This is a genomic window from Mesorhizobium terrae (assembly GCF_008727715.1).
Lineage (GTDB): Bacteria > Pseudomonadota > Alphaproteobacteria > Rhizobiales > Rhizobiaceae > Mesorhizobium > Mesorhizobium terrae.
The window spans coordinates 5,185,280-5,207,326 of record NZ_CP044218.1 but is presented as its reverse complement, the minus strand read 5'-3'; the positions used below and the strand labels follow the sequence as shown (position 1 = coordinate 5,207,326).

Sequence of the window (22,047 nt, the reverse complement as noted above, 5' to 3'; positions counted from 1 at the left end):
ATTGAGGCAGGCGCGTGACGCCTGCGCGACACTTGAAGAATCGTGCGCGAAAGCGCTAGCTCTTTTAGCGGTCAAGAACGGAGCGGCCTATGGCGATATCCATGTACGATGCCTCGATTGCGGTGTTTTCAGCCAGGCTGAAGGCACTTGCCGGCGTGCTCAATGCCGCCGAGCAGAACGCTGTCGACCGCAAGATCGACCCGGACGTGTTCTTGCTCGCGCGCCTTGCGCCGGACATGTATCCGCTGACCCGCCAAGTGCAGATCGCGACGGATCACGCCAAGGGCGCGAGTTCCAGGCTGGCCGGGCGCGAGGCGCCGCGTTTCGAGGACGACGAGCAGAGCTTCGACGACCTGCACGCCCGCATCGGCCGCACGACCGATTACCTGGCGACTTTCTCGGCGCAGGACCTCGACGGGTCGGAGGAGAAGAATATCGAAATGAAGCTGGGTGGAAGGCAGATCGCCATGCCGGGCCTGCAATATCTGCTGCATTTCGCCATGCCCAACTTCTATTTCCACGTCACCACCGCCTACGACATCCTGCGTCACAACGGCGTGCCGCTGGGCAAGGTGACTTTCATCAGTGGCGGGCAGCGATCCTGAGGCCGACAGCCGGAATACCGGCTGCCGCATATTGGCTGACGGTGGTCAGCGAAGTGCCGGGCGGCGTGCGATGCGCGGAAAGTCGATCGGCCTGATACCGGTCTCGGCGCGATCGGTACGGCTCATCGCATAGATAAGCGCCAGCGATGCGCTGTAGCGCACCTGTTCCTGCGGCCGCGGGCGGGCGAACATCTCGGTGAAGAACCCCATGGTTCTCGGCTCCGGTTGGTCCTCCCGTCTCCTCATATAGGTGATTCATGACCGTTGTTGCAGTGCAGCATGGCCACGGAACGCTGTTTTATGTTGCATTGCACAATATGTCGCAGCGAGGAGGATAATCGGCGCGATGATGGGCTAGGATCGCCAGCGTTAAGCAACGCCAAAAAAACCCTTGCCGAAGGCATGCATTCTTAACTGGCCGGATGTATCGTCCGTGCAAAGCCCGGTTGGGCACGCATTGCTGGGAGGCTGACATCGCAACCGGGGCCAAGCGAGATTTCGCTTCGTTGCTCGACGATTTGTTCGTCGCCTCCGGCGAGGCGGAGGACGTCGCCGCGAAGCCGACCATTCCATTCGACTATCTGTCCGTTGTCGACGAGCTGCACTCCGGTCGCATCAAAGTGGCCGGCGAGGCCGCCGCCGCCGAATATCGCGAGAGCGGAGCCGATCTGGCGGCCGAGTTCGCGGCCTTGCTCGACCAGGCGCGGATCGCACTGGCCAACGAGCATCCCGAGCCGCAGGAAGTGCTGCCGCCGATCGACCCCGAGGCGATCGCCACCGAACTCGGCCTCGGCCGTGTCGCCAAGGCCGCCGACCTTGCCCGCCTGCGCCGCGAATTCGCCTTCGCCAATCATCCCGACCGGGTGGCGCCGCATCTGAGGCAACGGGCCATGATCCGCATGCAGGTGGCGAACATGCTGATCGACGACGCCCGGCAGAAGGCGCTGGCGGCGACACGCCGCCGCTAGTCCGTTCTTGCGCAAGGGTGGCGGCATGCGGGGCTTGGCCTCGACGTTTGCACCGCTTATGCTGGGTTTCCTCCCGCGCGCCTGCGCAACCAAGACCTTTCCCGATACGCTTCCTGGAGCCGATCATGCAAAAGCGCCGTCTCGGCCGGACCGATCTTCTTGTTTCGCAGATATGCCTCGGCTCGATGACCTGGGGACAGCAGAATACGGAGACGGAAGGGCACGCGCAGATGGATCTGGCCTTCGCGCGCGGCGTCAACTTCATCGATACGGCGGAGCTTTACCCGATCCCGCCAAAGGCGGAGACGCAGGGGCGCACCGAGACGATCATCGGCAATTGGATGAAGGCGCGTGGCAATCGCGACCGTGTGCTGTTGGCCACCAAGGTTGTCGGCCGCACCGCCAGCGACTGGTTTCGCGGCGGACGTCCTTCAAAACTCGTACGCGCCGACATTTTCGACGCCATCGACAAATCGCTCGCCAAGCTCGGCACCGACTATGTCGATCTCTACCAGATTCACTGGCCGGAACGCGATGTGCCCTGGGGTGCCAATCCGACCCGCGTTGGCGGCACGCCGCCACGTGCCGATTCCACCAGTGGCGACGAGACCCCGATCGTCGAGACGCTTGCCGTCTTTGACGAACTGGTGAAGGCCGGCAAGATCCGCCATTTCGGCCTGTCCAACGAGAGTTCCTGGGGGCTGATGCGTTTCATCACCGAGAGCGAAAAGGGGATAGGGCCTCGCGCCGTTTCCCTGCAGAACGCCTACAATCTCGTCAACCGCACCTTCGAGGTCAATCTCGCCGAAGCCTGTGCCCGCGAGGACGTGTCGCTGCTTGCCTATTCGCCGCTGGGGCAAGGCTATCTCACCGGCAAATACGACCATGGCGCGCGGCCGGCGGGTTCGCGCTCGCAGCTGTTCAACCGCGGCCAGCGCTATGAAACGCCGAACGCCGCCGAGGTGCTGCTCGAATACAGCGAGCTGGCGCGTTCTTTCGGCATGGAGCCGGCGCTGTTTGCCGGTGCCTATGTGGCGAGCCGGCCCTTCGTGGCGTCGAGCATCATCGGCGCCACCAGCCTGCCTCAGCTCGAGATCGCGCTTGCCGCCGCAGCCGTCGTGTGGACCGAGGACATGCAGAAGGCGGTCGATGCCGTGCATCAGCGGGTCGGCAATCCCTGTCCCTAGCCCGGTGGCCACGCGTGCTGCATCTAGGCACGGTCACAAACAGAGAGGACAGCATGGATTTTCCGATCGAGGCCGTGCGCGACGCGTTTCCGGCACTTTCCCTGACCGACAAGGGCCGCCGTCGCATCTATCTCGACAACCCGGCCGGAACCCAGGTGCCGAAATCCGTGGCGGATGCGGTGTCGCGTTGCCTTGTCGAAACCAACGCCAATCTCGGCGGCTTCTTCGAGACGACGCTGGCCGCCCAGAAGGTGGTGGATGATGCCCATGCCGCCATGGCCGATTTCGTAGGTGCTGCTTCGCCCGAGGAAATCATCATCGGCGCCAATATGACGACGCTGACCTACCATATGTCGCGCACGCTCGGCCGCGATTTCAAGCCCGGCGATGAGATCATCCTCACCCGCATGGACCACGAGGGCAACGTCTCGCCCTGGCTGCAACTGGCGGAAGACCGCGGCCTTGTCGTGCGCTGGCTGCCCTTCGACCAGCAGAGCTGGCAGGTCGAGGGAGCGGCCCTTGCAGCGCTTCTGAACGATCGCACGCGGCTGGTGGCGCTGAACTATGCCTCCAACCTCACCGGCTCGATCAACCGGGTGAAGGAACTGACGCGCATCGCCAAGCAGGCCGGCGCGCTGGTCTATGTCGATGCCGTGCAGTTCGCGCCGCATGGGCTTGTCGACGTCGCCGAAATCGGTTGCGATTTCCTGGCCTGCTCGGCCTACAAGTTCTTCGGCCCGCATATGGGCATCTTGTGGGGCAAGCGTTCGGTGATCGACGCACTGCAGCCTTATAAGTGCCGCTGCTCTTCAAACGGCCTGCCGGAGCGGTTCGAACTCGGAACGCCGCAGATCGAGCTGATGGCCGGCCTGACCGCCGCCGTCGGATATTTCGAAAAGCTGGGTGAGGCGACCGGCGAACACGGCACGCGGCGCCAGAAGATCGCCGCCGCCTTCAAGGCGGCCATTGCCTATGAGAACGTGCTGGCGCCGCGGCTGATCGACGGGCTTTCCGCCATAAAGGGTCTGACCATCCACGGCATCACCGAGCCTGCGCGGGTGAATGAGCGCGTGCCGACCGTTTCCTTCACGGTGGAAGGCATCGCGCCGGAAAGCATCGCCAGGCAAATGAACGCCGAAGGCATTTTCCTGTGGTCGGGCCACAACTACGCGTGGGAGATTGTCCACCAGCTCGGCATCCCGGCGGAGGAGGGTGTCGTGCGCATCGGCATCGCGCATTACAACACCGCCGCCGAGATCGACGAGACGCTGGAAAGCGCTGCCCGCATCATCGCCATGTTGCGGCAGCAGCGCTAACCTTCGCCATGGGCGGTTATCTTGCCGGGCGGTGGCTGTCGCCGAAGCCGGTGAGGAAGGCTGTCAGATTGGCACCGAGCGCGTCGCAGAGATAGCCTCCCTCCTGCACGATCACGGTCGGCAGGCCGAGCTTGCCGATCGCTTCGCCGATGCGCGCGAAGCCGGGTGTCGACACCGACAGTCCGCCGAATGGATCGCCCTCGAATGCGTCGAGGCCGAGCGCGACGACGAGCGCGTCCGGCGCGAAACCGCGGATGCGCCGGAACGCCGTGTTAAGCGTATCCAGAAACGCCTCGTCGCCCGATTTGCGCGGCAGTGGCAGGTTGAAATTATAGCCTAGCCCCGGACCTTCGCCGCGTTCGTCGGCGTGGCCCCAGAAGAAGGGGTAGAAGCGCACCGGGTCGGCATGGATCGAAACGGTCAGCACGTCCGGACGGGCATAGAAGATGCCTTGCGTGCCGTTGCCGTGGTGCAGATCGACATCGAGGATCGCCACGCGCGCCGCATCCCGGCGCAGCACCTGGGCGGCCACGGCCGAATTGTTGATAAAGCAGAAACCGCCGGCGACGTCGGCGAAGGCGTGATGGCCGGGCGGACGGCAAAGCGCATAGGCGGCGAGCTCGCCCGACAGGACGGCCTCGGCCGCCTCGACGGCGCTCCACGCGCTCCACAAGGCGCTGTCCCAGGTCTCGGCCGAGATCGGGCAGGCTGTGTCGGCCATGTGGTAGCCGGCCTGTCCGACCGCCGAGGCCGGATAGGAGCCGCCACGCGCGATGGGATGGATGTTGGGGATGACTTCGGCGGAAGCGCCCTCGATGCGCTGCCAGCGTTCGAAAATATGTTCGAGGAAATCGAGATATTCCGGCGTGTGCACCGCCGCCACCGGTCCAAGGCCATGGTTGCGCGGCCGCTCGATCGAACAGCCGGCGGCAATCGCGCCCGACTTCAGCCTTTCGACACGCTCCGGCTGTTCCGGATTTGGTTGTGGTGCGCCGCTGGACAGGAAGGCCTTGGGGGCGTGGCGTTTCTGCTCTGCGGCATAAAAGGCTTTCATCGCTCGTCCCCCAAATCCCCGGCTTCGGCGAAGGCGAAGAACGCATCGCCGATGATCCTGTGTACCTGATCGTCGTCCTGATGGGCGATGCCGATGCGCTCGTAGAACCGTTGCGCGCCGATATTGCCGGTGTCGACCGCCAGTTCCAGATAGACGCCACCCTCCTGCTTAACGAGCCGCGCCAGCTGCCGCAGCAGCTTTTCGCCGACCTTCATGCCGCGAAAATCCTTGCCGACAAAAAGGTCCTGAACAAAGGCGCCTGGCCGGCCTCTCCACGTGGAATAAATGGGGAAATACAGGCAGATGCCGGCGAATTCTGAATCAATTTCTGCGATCAGCACCTGGAAATGCGGCTTGGAGCCGAAACCGTCGCGGCGGATATCTTCCGGTGTCGATCGCATCTTGGGCAGCTCGCCGACCGTCTCGGCGATGCCGAGCAGCGCCGCATGGATGTTCTCAGCATCCTCGACCCGGCCGGGACGGATATGCACCCGGACATGCTTTGCGTCTTTGGTGGTCATCGCTAGAACGCCACCCGGTCACCGCCCTTGAGCGACAGCATCTGGCGCGCTTCGGCGGGGGTGGCCACTTCCAGCGACAGGCCCTCCAGGATGGCCCGGACGCGTTTGACCTGATCGGCATTGGATTTGGCCAGCGCGCGCCCGTCGTAAAGACTGTCCTCCAGCCCGACGCGGACATTGCCGCCCATCGCGGCCGCCATCGAAATCAGGTGCATCTGCTGGCGCCCGGCGGCCAGTACGGAGAATTTGTAGTCGCCGCCGAACAGTTTGTCGGCGATCCGCTTCATGTGAAGAAGGTTTTCCGGATCGGCGCCGATGCCACCGAGGATACCCAGCACGAACTGGATGAAGAGCGGACCCTGCACCAGCCCGCGATCGCGGAAATGCGCCAGCGAATAGAGGTGGCCGACATCGTAGCACTCGAACTCGAACCGCGTGCCGCAACCCTTGCCGAGTTTGTCGAGAATGGTCTCCATGTCGGCGAAGGTGTTCTTGAAAATGGTGTGGCGCGTTGCTTCCAGAAGCTTCGGCTCCCATTCGTGCTGCCAGTCGCGCGGCTTGTCCAGCATCGGGAACAGGCCGAAATTCATCGAGCCCATGTTGAGCGAGCACATTTCCGGCTCGGCCTTCAGCGGTGCCGCGAGGCGCTCGTCCAGGCTCATCAGCGAGGAGCCGCCGGTGGTGATGTTCACCACCGCGTCCGTCGCCTGCTTGATGCGCGGCAGGAACTGCGTGAACACGGCCGGATCGGCGGTCGGGCGGCCGTCCTGCGGGTCGCGGGCATGGAGGTGCAGGATCGAGGCGCCGGCCTCGGCCGCCGCTATGGCCTCGGCGGCGATCTGGTCGGGCGTCACCGGCAGATGCGGCGACATCGACGGTGTGTGCACCGAACCGGTGATGGCGCAGGTGATGATGACTTTACCGGATGCCATGACGATCCTCAGGAGTTGACGGGCAGGCCGAGTTCGCCGGCCAGTGCTTGCAGCGTATCGGCGAGCACGGCGACGATTTCGCCGATTTGCTCCGCGGTCACGATCAGCGGCGGGCAGACCATGAAATTGTCGCTCTCCGGTCCGCCGCGCACCCGGCGCGAATAGATGATCAGGCCGCGCTCGAAGGCGAGATCGATGAGACGCACATTGGCATTCCATTCGCGCGGCAGCGGCGTTTTGGCGACCGGATCGGCATAGAGTTCGGCGCCGAGAAGCAGGCCCTTGCCGCGCACGTCGGCGACGAAGGGAAAGCGTTGGGTCAGTGCTTCCAACTCGCCTTTCAAGACAGCGCCCATGGCCGTTGCATTGTCGATGAGGCCAAGCCGGTCGATCTCGCCAAGCACGGCAAGCCCCGCAGCGGTGGCGACCGGGTTGCCGCCATAGGTATGGCCGTGCAGGAAGCCGCCCATTTCGAGCACCGGGCCGACCACTTTTTCGGTCGCGGCGACCGCGCCGAGCGGCGCGTAGCCGGAAGACAGGCCCTTGGAGAGGGCGACGATGTCTGGCCGGCAATTCCAGTGATCGCCGCCCAGGAATTTTCCGGTGCGGCCGATGCCGGTCATCACCTCGTCGTGGATCAAGAGGATGCCGTGGCGGTCGCAGATCTCGCGAATGCGCGCGAAATAGCTGTCCGGAGGCACAAGCGCTGCGCTGGCCGCTCCGCCGATCGGCTCCATGATGAAAGCGAGCACGCTGTCGGCGCCTTCTTCGACGATCTTCTGCTCCAGCATGTCGGCGTAGCGCAGCCCGCGTTCCTCCAGCGAAAGGTTGTCGCGGTCGCGGTGCACGAAGGGGGCTGGCACCAGCGGCATGGCCTTGCCTATCGGCGTGAAGGCCGGCGTCAGCACCTCGTCGCCGGTGACGCCGAGCGAGCCGACTGTGATGCCGTGATAGGACGGCATGCGGCCGATGATCTTCCAGCGCTCGGGCTGACCCGTTGCCACCGCCCATTGCCTGGCGAGTTTCAGGCAGGCTTCCACCGCCTCGGAGCCGCCGGAGACGTAATAGATGCGATCCAGTCCCTCCGGCAGCCGCGCCGCCAGTTCGCGAGCCAGCGCCAGCGCCGGCTCGCTTTCGAAATGGATGGTGTAGGCGAAGGAGACACGGTCCATCTGCCGCCGCATCGCCTCGATCGCTGCGCGGTTGCCGTGGCCGATATTGACGTTCACCGCGCCGCTGGAGCCATCGATGTAGCGGCGCCCGGTCTTGTCCCACAGATAAATGCCGTCGGCGCGGTCCACCGTCGGGCGCGGCAGCCGGGTGAAATGGAAGAGATTGGGTTTTGTCACGGCGGTATCGGTCATGAAGTCTGTTTTCCGAGGAAGCGATCGAGGACATTGGCGGTAACCCGCTCGACCATGGGGTCTTGCCGCAGCAGGCCGGCGACCCACTCGCAGCTGCCGGCGTGGAAGACCTCGCCCTTGCCGCGCGGGAAGGAGACGATCATGCCGTTCGCGCGCTTGATCTTGTCGAGATTGGCGTCGCTCGCCTCGCCAAACAGGGTTTCGGCGCTGAAGCGGCCGTCCTCGTCGCCAAGGAACTGATCTTGCGCCGCGATATCCGCGCTTTCCTCGACCTGCGACGCCATGCCGACGGCGAGGATTTGCAGGCCGTCCGGCGCGCCGCTGTCAGCCACGGGGTAGGGCAGGCCTCCCCGGATTTCATGCTCCAGCCCATCCACCTCGTAGCCGAAGACATGGCTGTCGGCGCCGAGCAGGTCGCCATAATAGAGCCCGGTGCCAGCGAAGGCCCAATGTTCGGGCCGATAAATCGGAAAGCCGCGCGCGCCGCGCGGCGCGCAGCCGCCCCAGCCGGCATAAAGGCCACGCGTGGCGTTCAGCCCGAAGGTCTCGGCCCCGGGCCGGCCGATCTCGGGCGCTTCCCAGGAATTGGTGGCGCGGCGGACGTCGCCGCTCGTATAGGCCGGGTCCTCGGCGCGGGCGCGGTATTTGTAGCAGACCTGCCGCCGGCCCTCGTCTTCCAGCCGCGTCTGCCACATGAAGTTGCCGGCAAACCGCGCTGCATGACCGCCGCGCTCGACATAGGCGTCGACCGCGTCGCGCATCTCCCAGGTCCAGTACTCGTCGTGGCCGACGAAGACGGCGCAGTCATAGCCTTCGAGGATTTCGGGCGAGAAATGCAGGTCGTGCTGGCTGGCGAGGTCGATCGAATGGCCGGCGCGTTCGGTGAAACGGAAGAAATGGCTGTCGTAGCTGGCCCAGCCGGCCGAGGTGTATTTCTTCGAATGGCCGGTGGCGTAGGCCCATTCCATATGTGGATAGCGCGGCACCGTCTTTGGCGGCATCGAGACACCGTGTGGCACGCGCGGAGCTTGCGGCGGTAGCACGACGAAGCCGCGGCACCAGGGGCGTTCGGTCGACACGACAGGCGAATACTGGTTGCGGTTCGGGCCGGTGATGCCTTCGTAGTGGTTGGAGCCGCCCCAGGTGTTGTAGGCCAGCCAGGTTCCGGTCGCCGCAACCTGCAGGATGCGGCCGCTTCGATTGCCGGGCAGCGGCGCGACGATGATGAGGTGATGGTAACGGATCGGCTGGCCGTCCTTGCCTTCGGCGGTCAGCGTCAGCCGGTAGGCGCCGGAAGGCCAATCGGTGCCGGTCGTGAATTCGAACGTCGTTTCCCAGCCGCAGCCTTCCACCGAACATTGTTCCGGTGTCTCTTGCCAGCGGCAGGCGATGTTATCGCGCTCGAACACTCTGGTTTCGATGCCACCGTCGCGAACGATCTCGATCGAGAAATGCTGTGCCGTCGCGCTGACCTGCAGCCGCACGGTCTCGCCCGGTCGATAGGAAAAGCGGTCCGAATAGGCCCAGATTTCGCCGCGCGCGCCATCCATTCCGGGTTTCTCGTAATAGTGGCTGCGCACGGCGGCATGGCGTTGCTGCGCTGTCAGGCCGAAATCCGGAAATAGCGAGGATGACTGGTTCATGGGGTCCGGCGGGAAATTTCTGCGGCCATTTCGATCATCGTCTTGCCGGGCGTCAAATGGAAAGCATCAGGCCAGCCGGCTACCCTTGGCCTTGGTGCGCAAACCGACTATCCAGAAAGCACGAGGGAACGCCAAGGGAGCGGTCATGCTGCGGATACAAAAGGTCAAGGTCGACGACATCTATGTGCCGACCGCGCGGCGCAAGACGCTGCATCCCGAGACCGTCCGCCACCTTGCCGAGGATATTCTGGAGAATGGCATGAAGACGCCGATCCAGGTACGCCATGATGGCAAGCGCCATGTCCTGGTCGAGGGATTGCACCGGCTGGAAGCGGCGAAATGGCTGGGCGAGGCAACCATCGACGCCTATCTGGTTCAGGCCAAGAAGCACTAGGTCCTGACCCTGGCGCTTTCACTGGCGCCCTGAAGCCTTTGAAAAGAATCCCGTTTTCAAATTGAGGAAAAATATCCTGGCCGGCGGTGTCGGATCGACCTCGCGCGCTTCGTCCTAGGTGCGAACGTCAACATTCGCACCCATCAGGAAGGGAAACACCGTGACCACCAAACTCGACATCGCTCCGTCTTCGGAAAACGAACTGGTCCTCGCCCGCATCATCGATGCGCCGCGCGACGCTGTCTATCGCTGCTGGACCGACCCGAAGCTGGTCACCCAATGGTTCGCGCCGAAACCGTGGACGACACCGCGCGCGGAGATGGATGTCCGTCCCGGTGGCGCCTCGCTGGTCGTCATGGCCGGTCCGGACGGCGCAGAGTTTCCCAATCCGGGCCAGTATCTGGAGGTCGTTCCCGGCCGCAAGCTGGTTTTCACCGATGCCTTCACCGGCGATTGGCAGCCGTCGGCGAAGCCGTTCATGGCCGTGGTGCTGACCTTCGAGGATGAAGGCGCGGGCAAGACCCGTTACATCGCTCGCGTCCGGCACTGGAACGCGGCCGACCGCGACCAGCATGTGGAGATGGGTTTCGAGGGTGGTTGGGGCATCTGCGCCGACCAGCTCGAGGCACTCGCCAGGACGCTTTGATCGACGGCGCGAATAGACCGCATCACGGCTTTTCATTTGACGGCACGGGGCAGGGCGCTACCGTGCCGCTTCTCTTTTTCAGCGAGCCTGACATGACCATGAAATACCAGGGCGGATGCCTTTGCGGTGCCGTTCGTTATTCCGCCGAGGGCGAGCCGATCAATCAGCGGGTCTGCCATTGCCGCCTTTGCCAGAAGGCGATCGGCGCCGCCTTCAATGCGCGCCTGCTGTTTCGCATCGACGCCGTCGCGGTCGAAGGGCCGCTGGCCATGGTCAATTCCTCGTCGGAGATCAGGCGTGGTTTCTGTCCGCATTGCGGCACGACCATGTTTTCGCGGCGCGATGCCGCCGGCGTCATGGGCGTGACATCGGGGTCGCTCGACGATCCGGCGGCGTTCAAACCCGAGATGCATATCTACACCGCCTCGAAGCAGGCATGGCTGACGATTAACGACGGCCTGCCGCAATTCGAAGGCGCGCCGCCTCCTGCATAGAGCCGGCTTTCGGCGTTCAAGCGGTCGCTCGCGCAAGTGTGAAATGGATCGCTTACGCCGCCGTATTTTTCCTGCAAATTCCTCGAAATAGCCGGCGAAACATCATTGGGGTGCCATGTTTGGCGCCCTATCTATGCATGGCGGGCGGCCTTCGATGAGGCGAGACATGAGCGAGCGCAGTGAGACACTGGACGAGCTGTTGGGCGACCAGATCGTGCAACTCGTGATGGAACGGGACGGCTGGCGGCCGGAAGATGTGCGCCTGCTGTTCGAGCGAGCGCGCCAACGATCGGCGGCCACGCCGTTGGTGCTGGCGCCGCACGTAATCGCCAAGACCTGTCGGCCGCGCTGGTTGGGCGGTTGAGGTCAGACCGGCGTGCACGTCATCCCGTTGCGCTGCGCGTTGGCGACGCAGTCAGCCCGGTTTGTATATCCTTGCGAAGACGCGCCGACGATGCGGCCGTTCGATGACGTGCGGCGCCAGCGCCAGCCGTCATTGCCCATGTAGATTTCCCAGCTATCCCCGTTACGATCCGTGCAGCTCGACATGGCTCTGTCCTCTTGGTTGAGCGGACAGAGTTAGGGTGATTCCGGGTGACGCCACCACGAATTGGTTGCATCTCTAGGTTGTTGAATTGACCATCTTAAATTGTGATGGCCTCTAGTCGCGGTGGCCAAGTCTGGATTTAAACTCGGCCCCGCAGGCTTGCCGCGGGGCCGGTTTGTATCAATGGCAACTGCCGCAGCAGCTGGTAGCGACCTTCTCGTTGCCGTAGCCAGCCTTCGAGATCGCAGCCGAAATCGCGCTCTCATCGCTGGCGCCTTCCACCGAGACGATCGACGCCGCCAGATCGATCGTGACCCTGGCTTGCGGATCGACGCTTTTCACCGCCTTCTCCACCGTGCTCGCGCAGTGGCCGCAGGTCATATCCGATACTTTCAGGTTGATCATCACAACATTCCTTTCATGGTCGACAGCAGGGACGGTGAGGTTGTGGGGCTTGCCATCGTTGGAAGGTCAAGCGCAGCGCGAAGAAATTTGCCGACGATGTCGCTTTGCCCATTTTCCGATGAGGCTAGGAAGATAGTCGCTTGACCTTCCAGTTACTGGAAACCTTATCTGCTCCTGCAACGACCCAAGGAAGTTGCACGAACATGATCCTCCCCGCCCCATTCACGCCTGCCGGCAGCGGTTTTGCTCTGTCCTCAGACGGGAGGGCCAGCCGATGAACATTGGAGACGCAGCCGCCGCGTCCGGCGTGTCGGCGAAGATGATCCGCTACTATGAAGAGGTCGGCCTGATCGCCAGCCCCGAGCGTACCGGGGCCGGCTACCGGGTCTATTCGCCCGATGACATCCATATGCTCCGTTTCGTCCGCCGGGCGCGCGATCTCGGCTTTTCGGTCGAGCAGATGACCAGTCTGCTGGCGTTGTGGAGCGACCGCTCGCGTGCCAGCGGCGACGTCAAGCGTATCGCCTTGGCACATGTCTCCGAACTGGAGCGCAAGATGCGCGAACTCCGCGCCATGTCGAATGCGCTGCGCCATCTGGCCAAAACCTGCCACGGCGATACGCAAGCCAGCTGCCCGATTATCGAGGAGCTTTCGAGCGGCCATGAGGCGGCTCCACCGAAGCCGAAGCGCAGCACAATGCGACGCCGAAGCGACGCCTATTGAAGCGCTCCGGCAATCCCGCGACCAGACTGTCTACAAGACCCAACAAGGAGAAAATCATGCATCGGCGCACTTTCCTGACCGCCAGCCTTGCCGTGCTGGCCACCGGTGGCCACGCGCTCGCGCAGATGGAGGGGCATGACATGAACGCCATGCCGGGCATGGGCGGTCATGAGGGGCACAACATGGCGGCCGAACCCGCCACGCCGGCGGCGGAGCTGGCGCTGAAGGAAGGCGAGCCGCTGCGCGACCTGCCGAGGCTCGCCAACCAGGCGACGGAAGCTGGCCGTTTTCGCGCCAGCCTGACGGCGGGACTGGCGAAAGCCAACTTCGTTGAAGGTCTGGACACGCCCATCCTCGCCTACAACGGTACGAGCCCCGGTCCGCTGATCGAGGCTTTCGAGGGCGACCGCGTCGAGATCGACTTCGACAACGCCATTCCGGGCGAGGAAAGCACCATCCACTGGCATGGCATGCCGGTGCCGGCCGACCAGGACGGCAATCCGATGGACCCGGTCGCAGCGGGCGCCAAGCGCGTCTATGCATTCGACCTGCCGGCCGACAGCGCCGGCCCCTATTGGTATCACCCGCATCCGCACGGCAAGACGGCCGAGCAGGTGTATCGCGGCCTCGCCGGCGTCTTCCTGGTCAAGCCGAAAACCGATCCCGTGCCGGCCGCCTATAGCGACACCGTGCTTTTCTTCACCGATCTGCGCCTTGGCGAAGATGGCGCGATGCCCGAGAGCTCGATGGTCGACCTGATGAACGGACGCGTCGGCGACCACGTCCTGGTCAACGGCCAGAAGAGCCCCACGCTCGCCGTCGGGCTCGGCACCAAGCGGCGCTTCCGCCTGTTCAATGCCACCAATGCGCGCTTCCTGAGATTGTCCTTCGGCAATGCCGCGATGACGGTGATTGGCTCCGACGGCGGACTTCTGGAAGCGCCGGTCACCGTCGACGAGGTTCTGTTGGCGCCTGCCGAGCGTGTCGAACTGGTCGTCGCCTTCGACAAGCCGGGCGTGGTGCAACTGGCCACGCTCGACTATGACCGTGGTTGGATGGGGCCGGGCCGGCCGGACGATGCGGGGCTGACGCTGCTGACGGTCAATGTTTCGGAGACACCGGCCGAACCTGCGCCACCGCTGCCGCAGAAGCTGCGCAGCATCGCGGCGCGGGGGACGTCGGCGGTGCGTCGTCGCTTCGTCTTCACCGAGAAGATGGGCATGGGCGCCGGCGGCATGGAAATGGGGTTCTTCATCAATGACGCCGCTTTCGATATGAACCGCGTCGACGTCGTCGCCAAGGCTGGCGAGACCGAACTGTGGGAAATCGTCAACAAGGCCGACATGGATCATCCCTTCCACGTGCACGGAACCCAGTTCCAGGTGATCGAGAATGAGCGCGACGGCAAGGTAACGCCGGCTCCTCATCGGGCCTGGAAGGACACGGTCAATGTCGCCCGCGGCGAGACGGTGAGGCTGTTGCTGAAGCAGGAGCGCCCGGGCCTGCGCATGTATCATTGCCACATCCTGGAGCATGAGCAACTTGGCATGATGGGCGTGGTCGATGTGCGAGCCTAGGCCGTCGACGATGGCCGGCCGATGCCGGTAGTCCGGTAGCGCATGGAAGATCTCGTCGCCTATGGCGCGCTGTTCGCCAGCGCCTTCCTGGCCGCGACGCTCCTGCCAGCGTCGTCGGAACTGGTTCTGGTCGGGCTGCTTGCCGCCGGTCGCGGCGATCCCGCCGGTTTGCTGATCGTGGCGACGGTCGGCAACACGGCGGGCTCGGTGGTGAACTGGGCGATAGGTCGCGGCATCGAGGCATTGCGGGGCAGCCGCTGGTTTCCGGTCTCGGCGGAAAACTATGAGCAGGCCGGCCGCGTCTTTCGGCGTTATGGCTTATGGACGCTACCCTTTGCCTGGTTGCCGATCATCGGCGATGCGTTGACCGTGGTCGCGGGTGCCGCGCGCGTCGGCATCTGGCGTTTCGTTGCGCTGGTGGGGATAGGCAAGGCGGCGCGTTATGCCGCCATCGTTGCCGGCCAGTCCTGGGTGATGGGTTAGAGCGCTGCCCGGCTCGACAGGCTCGGCTTGATCTGGACGCCAGTCACGAGCTGCCGGCGAATATTTGCTCAAGGCGGGCGGGAGTGCTGCCGGTGAGGCGCCTTGTTTCGCGCACCAGATGCGCCTGGTCGGCATAACCGGCTTCGGCCGCCAGGGCCGCCGTCGAGGCACGTGAATTTTGCGACAGGCGTCGGAAGCGCTGATAGCGCAGGATGCGGTCGAGCGTCTTCGGACCGTAGCCGAAACTCTCGTCGAAACGACGCCTCAGCGTGCGCTCGCTCAATGCCAGGGCGCGTGCCAGCCAGGGGATGAGCGGCGCGCCCTCGGGCGGCCCGGCATCGATCAGCCGGTGGGCGGCCTGCATGGTGCGGTCGGCGGCCTCGCTCCGGGCATGTCCCGCAATGGCGCTTTCCAAGGAGGCGATCAGTTCGGCGAGGTTCGGCTGCTGGCGGATCGATGCGCCGAGCAGCTTTCCCTTTCGACCAAGCACGGTCTCGATCGCCAGCCGCTGCCCGAGCAGTTCGGCAGCGTCCACGCCAAGCCAGGCGGCAGCCGCGGCCGGCTGGAAGCGGAAGCCGATGACAGCGACGCCCGCAGCTATCGCTTCGGTCTGCGGCTCCTTGTCGGGTCCGGCAATGCGGAACCGCCCGTCGATCCACTGCAGGTCGATCGTGCCGTCCGGCGTCACCACTATCGGCGGCGCTCCTGCCTCCGACATCTGGTGAACCCAGACGGCGGAGAACCAGTCGCGCAGGAACGGCGCGACCGGACGCTCGTGGTAATGGCCGGTCGCCTGGGCGGGCACCGCCTGCATGATCTGTTCTCCCTGGGCAAAAACGCGTCTTGCAAACAGGGTAGGGTCGGCTGTCGGTCCGTTCAAGCCGCTCCGGCACGCGGGCTGCAACATTGGCCGAAATGTTCAAGCAATCCGAACTACGGTCAGGCAAACAGATGTCGATGTTGCCCGGCGCCGATAGCCGTAGGCAAGCGAGGACAGGAAAGGCCAAGACCATGAAACCCAGGATCAGCGTGATCACCGTCGGCGTCGACGATCTGGAGACGTCGCTGAAATTCTATCGCGATGGCCTTGGCCTGCCGACCGAAGGCATCATCGGCACCGAATTCGAACATGGCGCGGTCGCTTTCTTCGATCTGCAGCAGGGCGTGAAATTCGCCATCTTCGCGCGCGCCGACATCGCGCATGACGCCGGCATAACCAGGACCGGCCGCAGCCCGACCGAGTTTACGCTCGGTCACAACGTAGCCAGCCAGGGGGAAGTGGATGCCGTCATGCAACGGGCGATCGCCGCCGGCGCGCGGATCGTGAAGCCGGCGCAGAAAACGTTCTGGGGCGGCTATGCCGGCTATTTCCAGGACCCCGACGATCATCTGTGGGAAGTCGTCTACAATCCGGCCTTCCTGCCGCCGCAGGAATGAGACCGCTCCTGCAGCTTGCCTGCGCCAAAAAAGAGGGCCCTTCGTGGGGAAGGGCCCGAGAACAGGCATACGGGTGAATGGGCCTGTAGCCTCTGTTTTCTAGCTTGCCTCCAGGGCATCGAGCCGGTCCAGCGCCGTGGCCAGGCCCTTCAGGGAGATGGAAAGCGCGACATCCTGCTTGGTGTCGTGTGTCGCCGCGGTCACCTTGAGCGCGGTGCCGCCGCGCAGCATCGAGACGGCGGCCTCGTCGAAGTTCAACGACACCAGGCAGCCAGCCGGCAGGCAGGTCGTGAAGTTTTGCAGGGCCAGCGCCGGTTGTTCGTCGATCTGCAGCGTCACTCCACCTTGCAGCGACAATCCGAAGGGCAGGACGAGCAGGCCGGGCACCGCCTGGTCGGCTTGCTTGCGCAATTCGATGGCCAGCACGCGCTGACCGTCCTGGCGCTGCTGCTGCTGGGTGATGGTGCAGCTTCTGGTGTCGTTCACCACCCGGCAACCGACGGTCCAGTCCTGATAGGTCTCGTTGAGCGAGGTGGCGCCGCCGGGCAGTTGCGGCGCCTGCGCCAGCACCGTCGTCGACAGTGCGCCGGCGCTGATCATGGTCATCAATCTGAGCAAGGCCATGATCAGAACCTCACGCCGAGATTGGCCTTGATGCCGTGGTCCTGGGCATTGCTCGCCAATTGACCGTGATAGGCAAAGCCCAGCGTGGCCTTCGCCGTCAGGTCGAGGTCGAGCGCGGCCTCGATGATCGCGGAATCGCGGCCGAGCGGCGCGCCGTAGATGGCGAAGGGCTGCGAGCCGGCAAAAGCCTGCACCGAGGCCGGCGTGACGTCGCCGAAGGCATGACGCCATCCCAGCGTGCCGCGTGCCGTGGCACCCATGCCGGCCAGCACGAAATCGGTCGAGGCGCGCAACCCGAGCGTGGTGTAGCTGACGCTCGTCGTCTGGCTCTTCGCCGTCACCGCCGAAATGCCGCCGGTCTCAGCGAAGCTGTCCGTGCGCAGGCTGACATGGGCAAGCGCTGCGAAAGGCTCGAAGGAGGCGACCGCCGTATCGATACGGTAGCCGGCTTCGCCGAAGGCCTGGAAGGTGCCGGCGTCGTAGTCACCCTTCAGCTGCTCCGACAGGCCGCCGAAGGCGACGCGGCGCGCCGTCTCGATGTCGTGCCAGGCATAGGCGAGGCCACCGCGCAAGGCCACGCGGCCCCATTTCGCGCCGGCATAGATGCCAAGATGGGCATTGTCGCTCGAACCCGACGAAGCGCGTTCCTCGATCGAGAAGTTCGACTGGGTGTAGCCGGCCAGGACGCCAAGCCGCACCGCCTCGCTGACGAGCGCGTCGCCGCCGAACAAAACACCGCCGATCGAATGTTCGAGCTTGGCGGCATTGCCGTCGCCGTCGACATTGGCCCAGCTGCCGAAGGCATTGCCCCACACCGCGAAGCGGTCGGTGCTGGCCGCGTCGAATTGGCCGCCTTCCGGCCCATAGGACATCACCGGCATCGCCGCTGCTCCAACGCCTTCGAAAGCGGCGCGGATGCGGTCGTTGACGGCGGTGCGGACATGGATCGAATCGTCGATCAGCGCGGTCTTGGCCGAGGCATGGATCTCGCCGGAAAGGCGGTCGAAGGCGGCGCGCGCGTCGGTCTGGCTGAGCAGCGCGACATGGCCGACCAGCCGGCTGTCGCCAGCCATCCGGTCGAGCGCGGTGGCGACCGCGATCTGGTTGCGGGTCTTGCCGGCATCGGCGAATTTCACCGCGTTGCGGGTCAGTTGCAGCGTCAGGTCGTTGCCGTCGCCGCCCACATAGTTCAGCGAATGGCTGAGGAAGGCCAGCGGGTTGAGCACGCTGGCGAACTGGCCGGCGATGGCGTTCTGGCCGTTGTTCTGGATCAGCGTGTAGGGACCGGTGACGCTATTCCATTCCGACAGCGGCGCCGAGCTCATCAGAAGATCCAGCGTGGCACCGCCGATGTCGACATTGCCGCCGACGATCAGTTTGTCGGCAGTCGTAGGGGTGATGTCCACCTGCAGCGTACCACGGTTGGTGTAGTTGCCGGTCACCGTCTGGGTGCCGACGGAATTGCCGGGGCCGTGCATGGCGCCCGCCTCGACATTGGCCGTGGCCAGCGTGCCGGTGCCCGACAACCTGCCGCCGCTGCGCACCGTGGTCTGCCCGCCGAGCTTGCCGTCCACCGTGAGTTCGCCCGACGACACGCTTGTCGTGCCGTTGAAGGCCGAGCTGTCGGCGCTCAGGATGACGCGCGCATTGTTCTGCCCGGCGACGTCGAATGCGCCGCTGCCGGAAAGCACGCCCTGATAGGCGGCCGACGCGGCTTGCTGGAATTGCAGCATGCCTTCGCCACCGATCTCGACATCGCCGCGCAACTGGCCGGCCTGCGAGACGAGCACGCCTTGTCCCACCTCCCAGTCGGTCGTGCTGCCGGCGGCGAGCTTCAGCGTGCCGCTGCCGTCCTTCACGGTGCGGCCGGTGCCTTCGATGACCCCGGCGAAAGTGGCGTCCTCATGCTGGAGGAAGGTGACGCCGGCATTGTTGAGGAGGTTGTTGCGGATGCTGTCGACATCGCCGACCAGCCAGCCATTGCGCACGATGGTGTCGCCGGCATAGCTGTTGACGCCGTCGAGGACCAGCGTGCCGAGATCGTCCTTCACCAGCCCGCCGCTGCCAATGAGGTTGGAGCTGATACGGGAGGTCATCTGCGTGCCGTTCTCGGTGCCGTCGCCGACGCGGATCAGCGTCTGCGGCGCCGAAAGCGTCAGGCTGCCGCCGGTGACGGTGTAGCCGTCCGTGGCGAACTGCATGCCAGTGACGGTGACGGGCGCGCCGCTGCTGTCGACGCTGACCACGCCGCCCTCGGTCTGGAACACGGCGAAGCGGCCGCCCCAGGCGTCGTTGGCGTCGCCATTGACGCGCGTCCAGTTGGTGGTGGTGTTGTTCCAGGTGCCGGTGCCGCCGCCGATGCGGCCGTCGGCCGTGGTGCCGCCGCCGTCCCAGAACTGCGTTTCGGGAACCTCGCCGGGGCCGGGATCGTCGCCGGCCACCACGATGTTGACCTCGTTGGCGATTGCGGTCTGGACCGAGATGTTGGTGCGCGGGATGCCGGGCGGCGAGCCGACGATTTCGAGGCCGTTGTCGGTCAGCCCGCCTTCATAATCGAACAGCCGGTAGATGCCGCGGCCGAAGCCGCCGGCATCCGTGATCGTCAGCGCGCCGTCCAGCGTGAGGTTACCGCCCACGTTGAACAGGGCGCTGGTGCTGGGTGCGCCGAGCGCGACGTCGATGTAGGAATCGTCGTTTAGCATCATGTCGCCGGTTACGGTGAGGCGGTCGCCCGCGCGGCCCTTCAGCACGCCGCCGCCATCGATCGTCACGTCACCGTCAACGGTTCCGCGGCCGGTCAGCGTGGCATCGGCTTGAACGGTCACTGACTCGTTGACGCGTAAGCGCCCGTCGACCCGCAGCGTGCCGCCGTTGACCTCGACTAAGTCAACATCTGAATCCGCGCTGGTCAGGACCAACGTGCCACTGCCGGTTTTTTGGAAACCATAGTCGCCGTTGCCCGATGTAATATCCCCGCCGAGCGTGGCCGAATGATTGTTCGCGACCTCGATCTCGAAGCCGATGTCATCGATTATGATGTAGTTGTCCAGGCGAACGCCATCGGCGAGGGTGAGGCGCGTGTCTTCGTCGGTAAAAAGGGTGCTGGTACCCAGCGCGTCTGTTGCGCGCACAGAGAGGCCGCCCTGCTGCAGGTAGAAAGCGCTGTCAAATGTGCTGGCTTGCGTCAGCGTGAGCGTCCCCTGGCCGGTTTTGAAAAATCTACCGAGCCCTGTGATGTTTCCATCAAAGGTCATGCTGCTGTCGTCCATACCAACCCAGAAAGCGGCATTCGTGCCGACATCGACGGTTCCTCTCCCGGCCAGATGGCCGATGGCTTCGTCTTCTCGAACACGCAATGTCGCGAGCCGCGAAATATGAACTTCCGACATGTTGTTGATGGTGCCCGAACCTGGTTGGGCGGACCCGACTACGAGGTCGCCTTCCTCGACCAGCACCCGGCCAGAGCCAAGGTGCTGGCCTTGCAATCGGAGCCAGCCCCCGCCGACCTTGCGTATGTCGGCATCACCGCTGATGTCGCCACGCAACGTGCCGCTTACTACGACCGCTGCGCCGAGGTTAACGGGTTGTGAACTGTCCAGATACAGGTTGTTGTTGAGAATGATACCATTACTGAGCCAGAGCGAGGCGGTATTGGTGGCGGTCGACAGCATGGATATTGTGCCGGTCCCAAGCGCATTCGAGTGAGCGGCATAGACCTGCGCGCCGATGATCGACGTGCCACCGGAATAGCTGTTGTTGCCGCGCACATCAACGTAACCGCTTCCGCGGATATCCAACGCGACAACGCCGGTGTCGTCCGAAATTGTGCTTGCGAGGTTAAGCGATGGCGACCCTGCCGCTGTCATGATCGTCAATGACGCGATGGTGCCTGCGGTGCTGTTGAGGATTTTCGAGTTTCCAGTTCCGCTAAAATCGCGTACCGCGAGAGATGAACCCGATAGATCCAATGTGCCGCCAAATAAAGATAGGTTCAACCGCCCCGAGCTGAGCGCGTCTCTCGCTAATTGATTGCCAATGGAAAGAATTCCAGCATTTAAGTATAGATTTGATTTCTGGCTATCTGTTTTCAGGTCTGACGGTGAAAAAATTACCTTCCCATCCGGAATTGTCGTGTTGCCAATTATTAGTGTTTTTGGGCCTCCGGATTGAAAATCCACTGTCCCGGAAAATGTAGCCGTGACATTGCTTGTGGCCCACATGGCCTGGGCCGTATTTCCACTGTTGAGCACAATCGCATCGTTGTGGGGGCCGGGTGTGTTGTAGACGATTGGCGCAGCACCCGCCGGCGTCGCCAGCACCGTCCCGGCCGCCACCAGCGCGGTGGCCGACAGAAGCAGGCGTTTGGTCATCGGAAGCCGCCGTGCCGGCGAGGGGACCAGATGTGTCATGAAATGTGCTCTCTGTTCGAATAGGGGTGGGGGAACAGCCGTTGCGGGCCGTCATTCGGTCCGGGTCAGCACGACCTCGCGCAGGCGCCCTTCCAGCGGCCGCACCACGTCGACGAAGGGTTCGCCCTCGGCGCGCATGGCCAGCATCTTGTCGAATTCCTCGTCGAGGGAGGCGATGGCCTCTTCCTTTTGGACGTCGTTGAGCTGGCTGAGCCGCCGGATGCCGGTCTTCAGGTCGCCGAACACGCCATGGAGTTCGGCCTCGCTCACCACCGCCAGGAAGCCGCGCATCGTCTCGCCGACCGCCGCCTTCCAGCTCTCGGCGGTGAAGCCGGCCGTGGTGATCAGCCGCGAGCCCTCGGCGTCGCGCTCGAACCATTCGGCGACGATTTCCTCGTCATAGGCGAAGGGTCCGAGCTGCGGCTGCAGCGCTTCAATGAGATCGACGACGCTGGCAGCCTCGCTGCTGGTCAGCGCCGTCGCCGGGCTCGACGCCAACGTCACCCCGGCACAAAATACAGCAGCCAGAATGTGTCGCGTCGCCCGAAGCAGTTTGGTGAGGCCGCCGGTGGTGCGCTGCCAGGGGCGCACGGCCTCGGTCACCCGCAACGCCGCCTGCGTCTCGTGTGGCCTCCTCGTTGGATGGCCGCTCCCCGCCAGGAGCCGTGCACCCAGAACATCGATCCGTTTCAAAATCCGCCCCCTTCGACCGCTTCC

General features: G+C 64.2%; 24 protein-coding genes. 12 read left to right on the top strand and 12 right to left on the bottom strand.

The features are described 5' to 3' along the window. Positions 1 to 89: 89 nt before the first annotated feature. Entirely contained in the window at positions 90 to 605 is a 516-nt protein-coding gene (locus FZF13_RS26205) for a DUF1993 domain-containing protein (RefSeq protein ID WP_024923745.1), read from the top strand. A gap of 45 nt (positions 606 to 650) precedes the next feature. Here the strand turns inward: FZF13_RS26205 and FZF13_RS29095 are convergent, their stop codons facing one another. Next, the gene (locus FZF13_RS29095) at positions 651 to 815 is read right to left on the bottom strand and encodes a hypothetical protein (RefSeq protein WP_162835319.1); all 165 of its coding nucleotides are present in this window, start codon (positions 813 to 815) and stop codon (positions 651 to 653) included. 296 nt (positions 816 to 1,111) lie between these two features. On the opposite strand from FZF13_RS29095, the gene FZF13_RS26200 reads away from it, so the two are divergent. The 3 genes from FZF13_RS26200 to FZF13_RS26190 all read left to right on the top strand — a co-directional run bounded on the left by FZF13_RS26200 (position 1,112) and on the right by FZF13_RS26190 (position 4,076). Continuing rightward, entirely contained in the window at positions 1,112 to 1,573 is a 462-nt protein-coding gene (locus FZF13_RS26200) for a hypothetical protein (protein WP_081766862.1), read from the top strand. Positions 1,574 to 1,698: 125 nt separating this feature from the next. Beyond that, entirely contained in the window at positions 1,699 to 2,760 is a 1,062-nt protein-coding gene (locus tag FZF13_RS26195) for an aldo/keto reductase (protein WP_024923743.1), read from the top strand. A 53-nt stretch (positions 2,761 to 2,813) separates the two neighbouring features. Next, a complete protein-coding gene (locus FZF13_RS26190; protein ID WP_024923742.1) occupies positions 2,814 to 4,076 on the top strand; it encodes a cysteine desulfurase-like protein in 1,263 nt (420 codons plus the stop codon). 16 nt (positions 4,077 to 4,092) lie between these two features. Here the strand turns inward: FZF13_RS26190 and FZF13_RS26185 are convergent, their stop codons facing one another. The 5 genes from FZF13_RS26185 to FZF13_RS26165 are packed head-to-tail and all read right to left on the bottom strand — an operon-like array spanning position 4,093 to position 9,590. After that, positions 4,093 to 5,130 (bottom strand): histone deacetylase family protein, encoded by a 1,038-nt coding sequence (locus tag FZF13_RS26185; protein ID WP_024923741.1) that lies wholly within the window; start codon positions 5,128 to 5,130, stop codon positions 4,093 to 4,095. Further along, positions 5,127 to 5,651, bottom strand: coding sequence for a GNAT family N-acetyltransferase (locus FZF13_RS26180; protein ID WP_024923740.1), 525 nt, complete (start codon positions 5,649 to 5,651; stop codon positions 5,127 to 5,129). The genes FZF13_RS26185 and FZF13_RS26180 overlap by 4 nt, the downstream gene beginning before the upstream one ends. 2 nt (positions 5,652 to 5,653) lie before the next feature. Then, a complete protein-coding gene (kce, locus tag FZF13_RS26175) occupies positions 5,654 to 6,583 on the bottom strand; it encodes a 3,5-dioxohexanoate:acetyl-CoA acetone transferase (protein WP_024923739.1) in 930 nt (309 codons plus the stop codon). Between the two features lie 8 nt (positions 6,584 to 6,591). Beyond that, on the bottom strand, positions 6,592 to 7,947 hold the full coding sequence (locus FZF13_RS26170; RefSeq protein WP_024923738.1) for an aminotransferase family protein: 1,356 nt from the start codon (positions 7,945 to 7,947) through the stop codon (positions 6,592 to 6,594). Further along, positions 7,944 to 9,590, bottom strand: coding sequence for a N,N-dimethylformamidase beta subunit family domain-containing protein (locus FZF13_RS26165; protein WP_024923737.1), 1,647 nt, complete (start codon positions 9,588 to 9,590; stop codon positions 7,944 to 7,946). The genes FZF13_RS26170 and FZF13_RS26165 overlap by 4 nt, the downstream gene beginning before the upstream one ends. 145 nt (positions 9,591 to 9,735) lie before the next feature. Here FZF13_RS26165 and FZF13_RS26160 point away from each other — a divergent pair, with 145 nt between their 5' ends. From FZF13_RS26160 to FZF13_RS26145, 4 genes are all read left to right on the top strand, one after another. Next, on the top strand, positions 9,736 to 9,984 hold the full coding sequence (locus tag FZF13_RS26160) for a ParB N-terminal domain-containing protein (RefSeq protein ID WP_024923736.1): 249 nt from the start codon (positions 9,736 to 9,738) through the stop codon (positions 9,982 to 9,984). Positions 9,985 to 10,144: 160 nt separating this feature from the next. Beyond that, the gene (locus tag FZF13_RS26155) at positions 10,145 to 10,630 is read left to right on the top strand and encodes an SRPBCC family protein (RefSeq protein WP_024923735.1); all 486 of its coding nucleotides are present in this window, start codon (positions 10,145 to 10,147) and stop codon (positions 10,628 to 10,630) included. 98 nt (positions 10,631 to 10,728) lie between these two features. Continuing rightward, on the top strand, positions 10,729 to 11,124 hold the full coding sequence (locus FZF13_RS26150) for a GFA family protein (protein WP_204367408.1): 396 nt from the start codon (positions 10,729 to 10,731) through the stop codon (positions 11,122 to 11,124). Between the two features lie 166 nt (positions 11,125 to 11,290). Next, complete coding sequence (locus FZF13_RS26145) at positions 11,291 to 11,488, top strand: hypothetical protein (protein ID WP_024923733.1); 198 nt, start codon at positions 11,291 to 11,293, stop codon at positions 11,486 to 11,488. A gap of 2 nt (positions 11,489 to 11,490) precedes the next feature. On the opposite strand, the gene FZF13_RS26140 is transcribed toward FZF13_RS26145, so the two are convergent. Beyond that, a complete protein-coding gene (locus FZF13_RS26140) occupies positions 11,491 to 11,673 on the bottom strand; it encodes a YegP family protein (protein WP_024923732.1) in 183 nt (60 codons plus the stop codon). A gap of 178 nt (positions 11,674 to 11,851) precedes the next feature. Then, positions 11,852 to 12,076, bottom strand: a complete 225-nt coding sequence (locus tag FZF13_RS26135) for a heavy-metal-associated domain-containing protein (RefSeq protein WP_024923731.1) — start codon at positions 12,074 to 12,076, stop codon at positions 11,852 to 11,854. A 274-nt stretch (positions 12,077 to 12,350) separates the two neighbouring features. Here FZF13_RS26135 and cueR point away from each other — a divergent pair, with 274 nt between their 5' ends. From cueR to FZF13_RS26120, 3 genes are read left to right on the top strand one after another with little or no spacing between them, the layout of a single operon-like run. Further along, on the top strand, positions 12,351 to 12,800 hold the full coding sequence (gene cueR / locus FZF13_RS26130) for a Cu(I)-responsive transcriptional regulator (RefSeq protein ID WP_065998106.1): 450 nt from the start codon (positions 12,351 to 12,353) through the stop codon (positions 12,798 to 12,800). 56 nt (positions 12,801 to 12,856) lie between these two features. After that, positions 12,857 to 14,377: a multicopper oxidase family protein gene (locus FZF13_RS26125; protein ID WP_024923730.1), complete on the top strand. Its 1,521-nt coding sequence runs from the start codon at positions 12,857 to 12,859 to the stop codon at positions 14,375 to 14,377. Positions 14,378 to 14,419: 42 nt separating this feature from the next. Then, complete coding sequence (locus FZF13_RS26120) at positions 14,420 to 14,860, top strand: YqaA family protein (protein ID WP_024923729.1); 441 nt, start codon at positions 14,420 to 14,422, stop codon at positions 14,858 to 14,860. A gap of 43 nt (positions 14,861 to 14,903) precedes the next feature. Here FZF13_RS26120 and FZF13_RS26115 read toward each other — a convergent pair whose 3' ends face one another. Continuing rightward, on the bottom strand, positions 14,904 to 15,674 hold the full coding sequence (locus FZF13_RS26115) for a helix-turn-helix domain-containing protein (protein WP_024923728.1): 771 nt from the start codon (positions 15,672 to 15,674) through the stop codon (positions 14,904 to 14,906). Between the two features lie 197 nt (positions 15,675 to 15,871). Between FZF13_RS26115 and FZF13_RS26110 the strand changes: the two genes are divergently transcribed. Continuing rightward, on the top strand, positions 15,872 to 16,297 hold the full coding sequence (locus FZF13_RS26110) for a VOC family protein (RefSeq protein WP_024923727.1): 426 nt from the start codon (positions 15,872 to 15,874) through the stop codon (positions 16,295 to 16,297). 99 nt (positions 16,298 to 16,396) lie between these two features. Here the strand turns inward: FZF13_RS26110 and FZF13_RS26105 are convergent, their stop codons facing one another. The 3 genes from FZF13_RS26105 to FZF13_RS26095 form a co-directional block, all read right to left on the bottom strand. Then, a complete protein-coding gene (locus FZF13_RS26105; RefSeq protein WP_024923726.1) occupies positions 16,397 to 16,921 on the bottom strand; it encodes an invasion associated locus B family protein in 525 nt (174 codons plus the stop codon). Between the two features lie 2 nt (positions 16,922 to 16,923). Further along, positions 16,924 to 21,291: an autotransporter domain-containing protein gene (locus FZF13_RS26100; RefSeq protein WP_167523853.1), complete on the bottom strand. Its 4,368-nt coding sequence runs from the start codon at positions 21,289 to 21,291 to the stop codon at positions 16,924 to 16,926. A 90-nt stretch (positions 21,292 to 21,381) separates the two neighbouring features. Then, positions 21,382 to 22,023 carry a hypothetical protein gene (locus FZF13_RS26095; RefSeq protein WP_244431205.1) on the bottom strand — a complete coding sequence of 214 codons (642 nt, stop codon included), beginning with the start codon at positions 22,021 to 22,023 and terminating at the stop codon, positions 21,382 to 21,384. Positions 22,024 to 22,047: the final 24 nt, after the last annotated feature.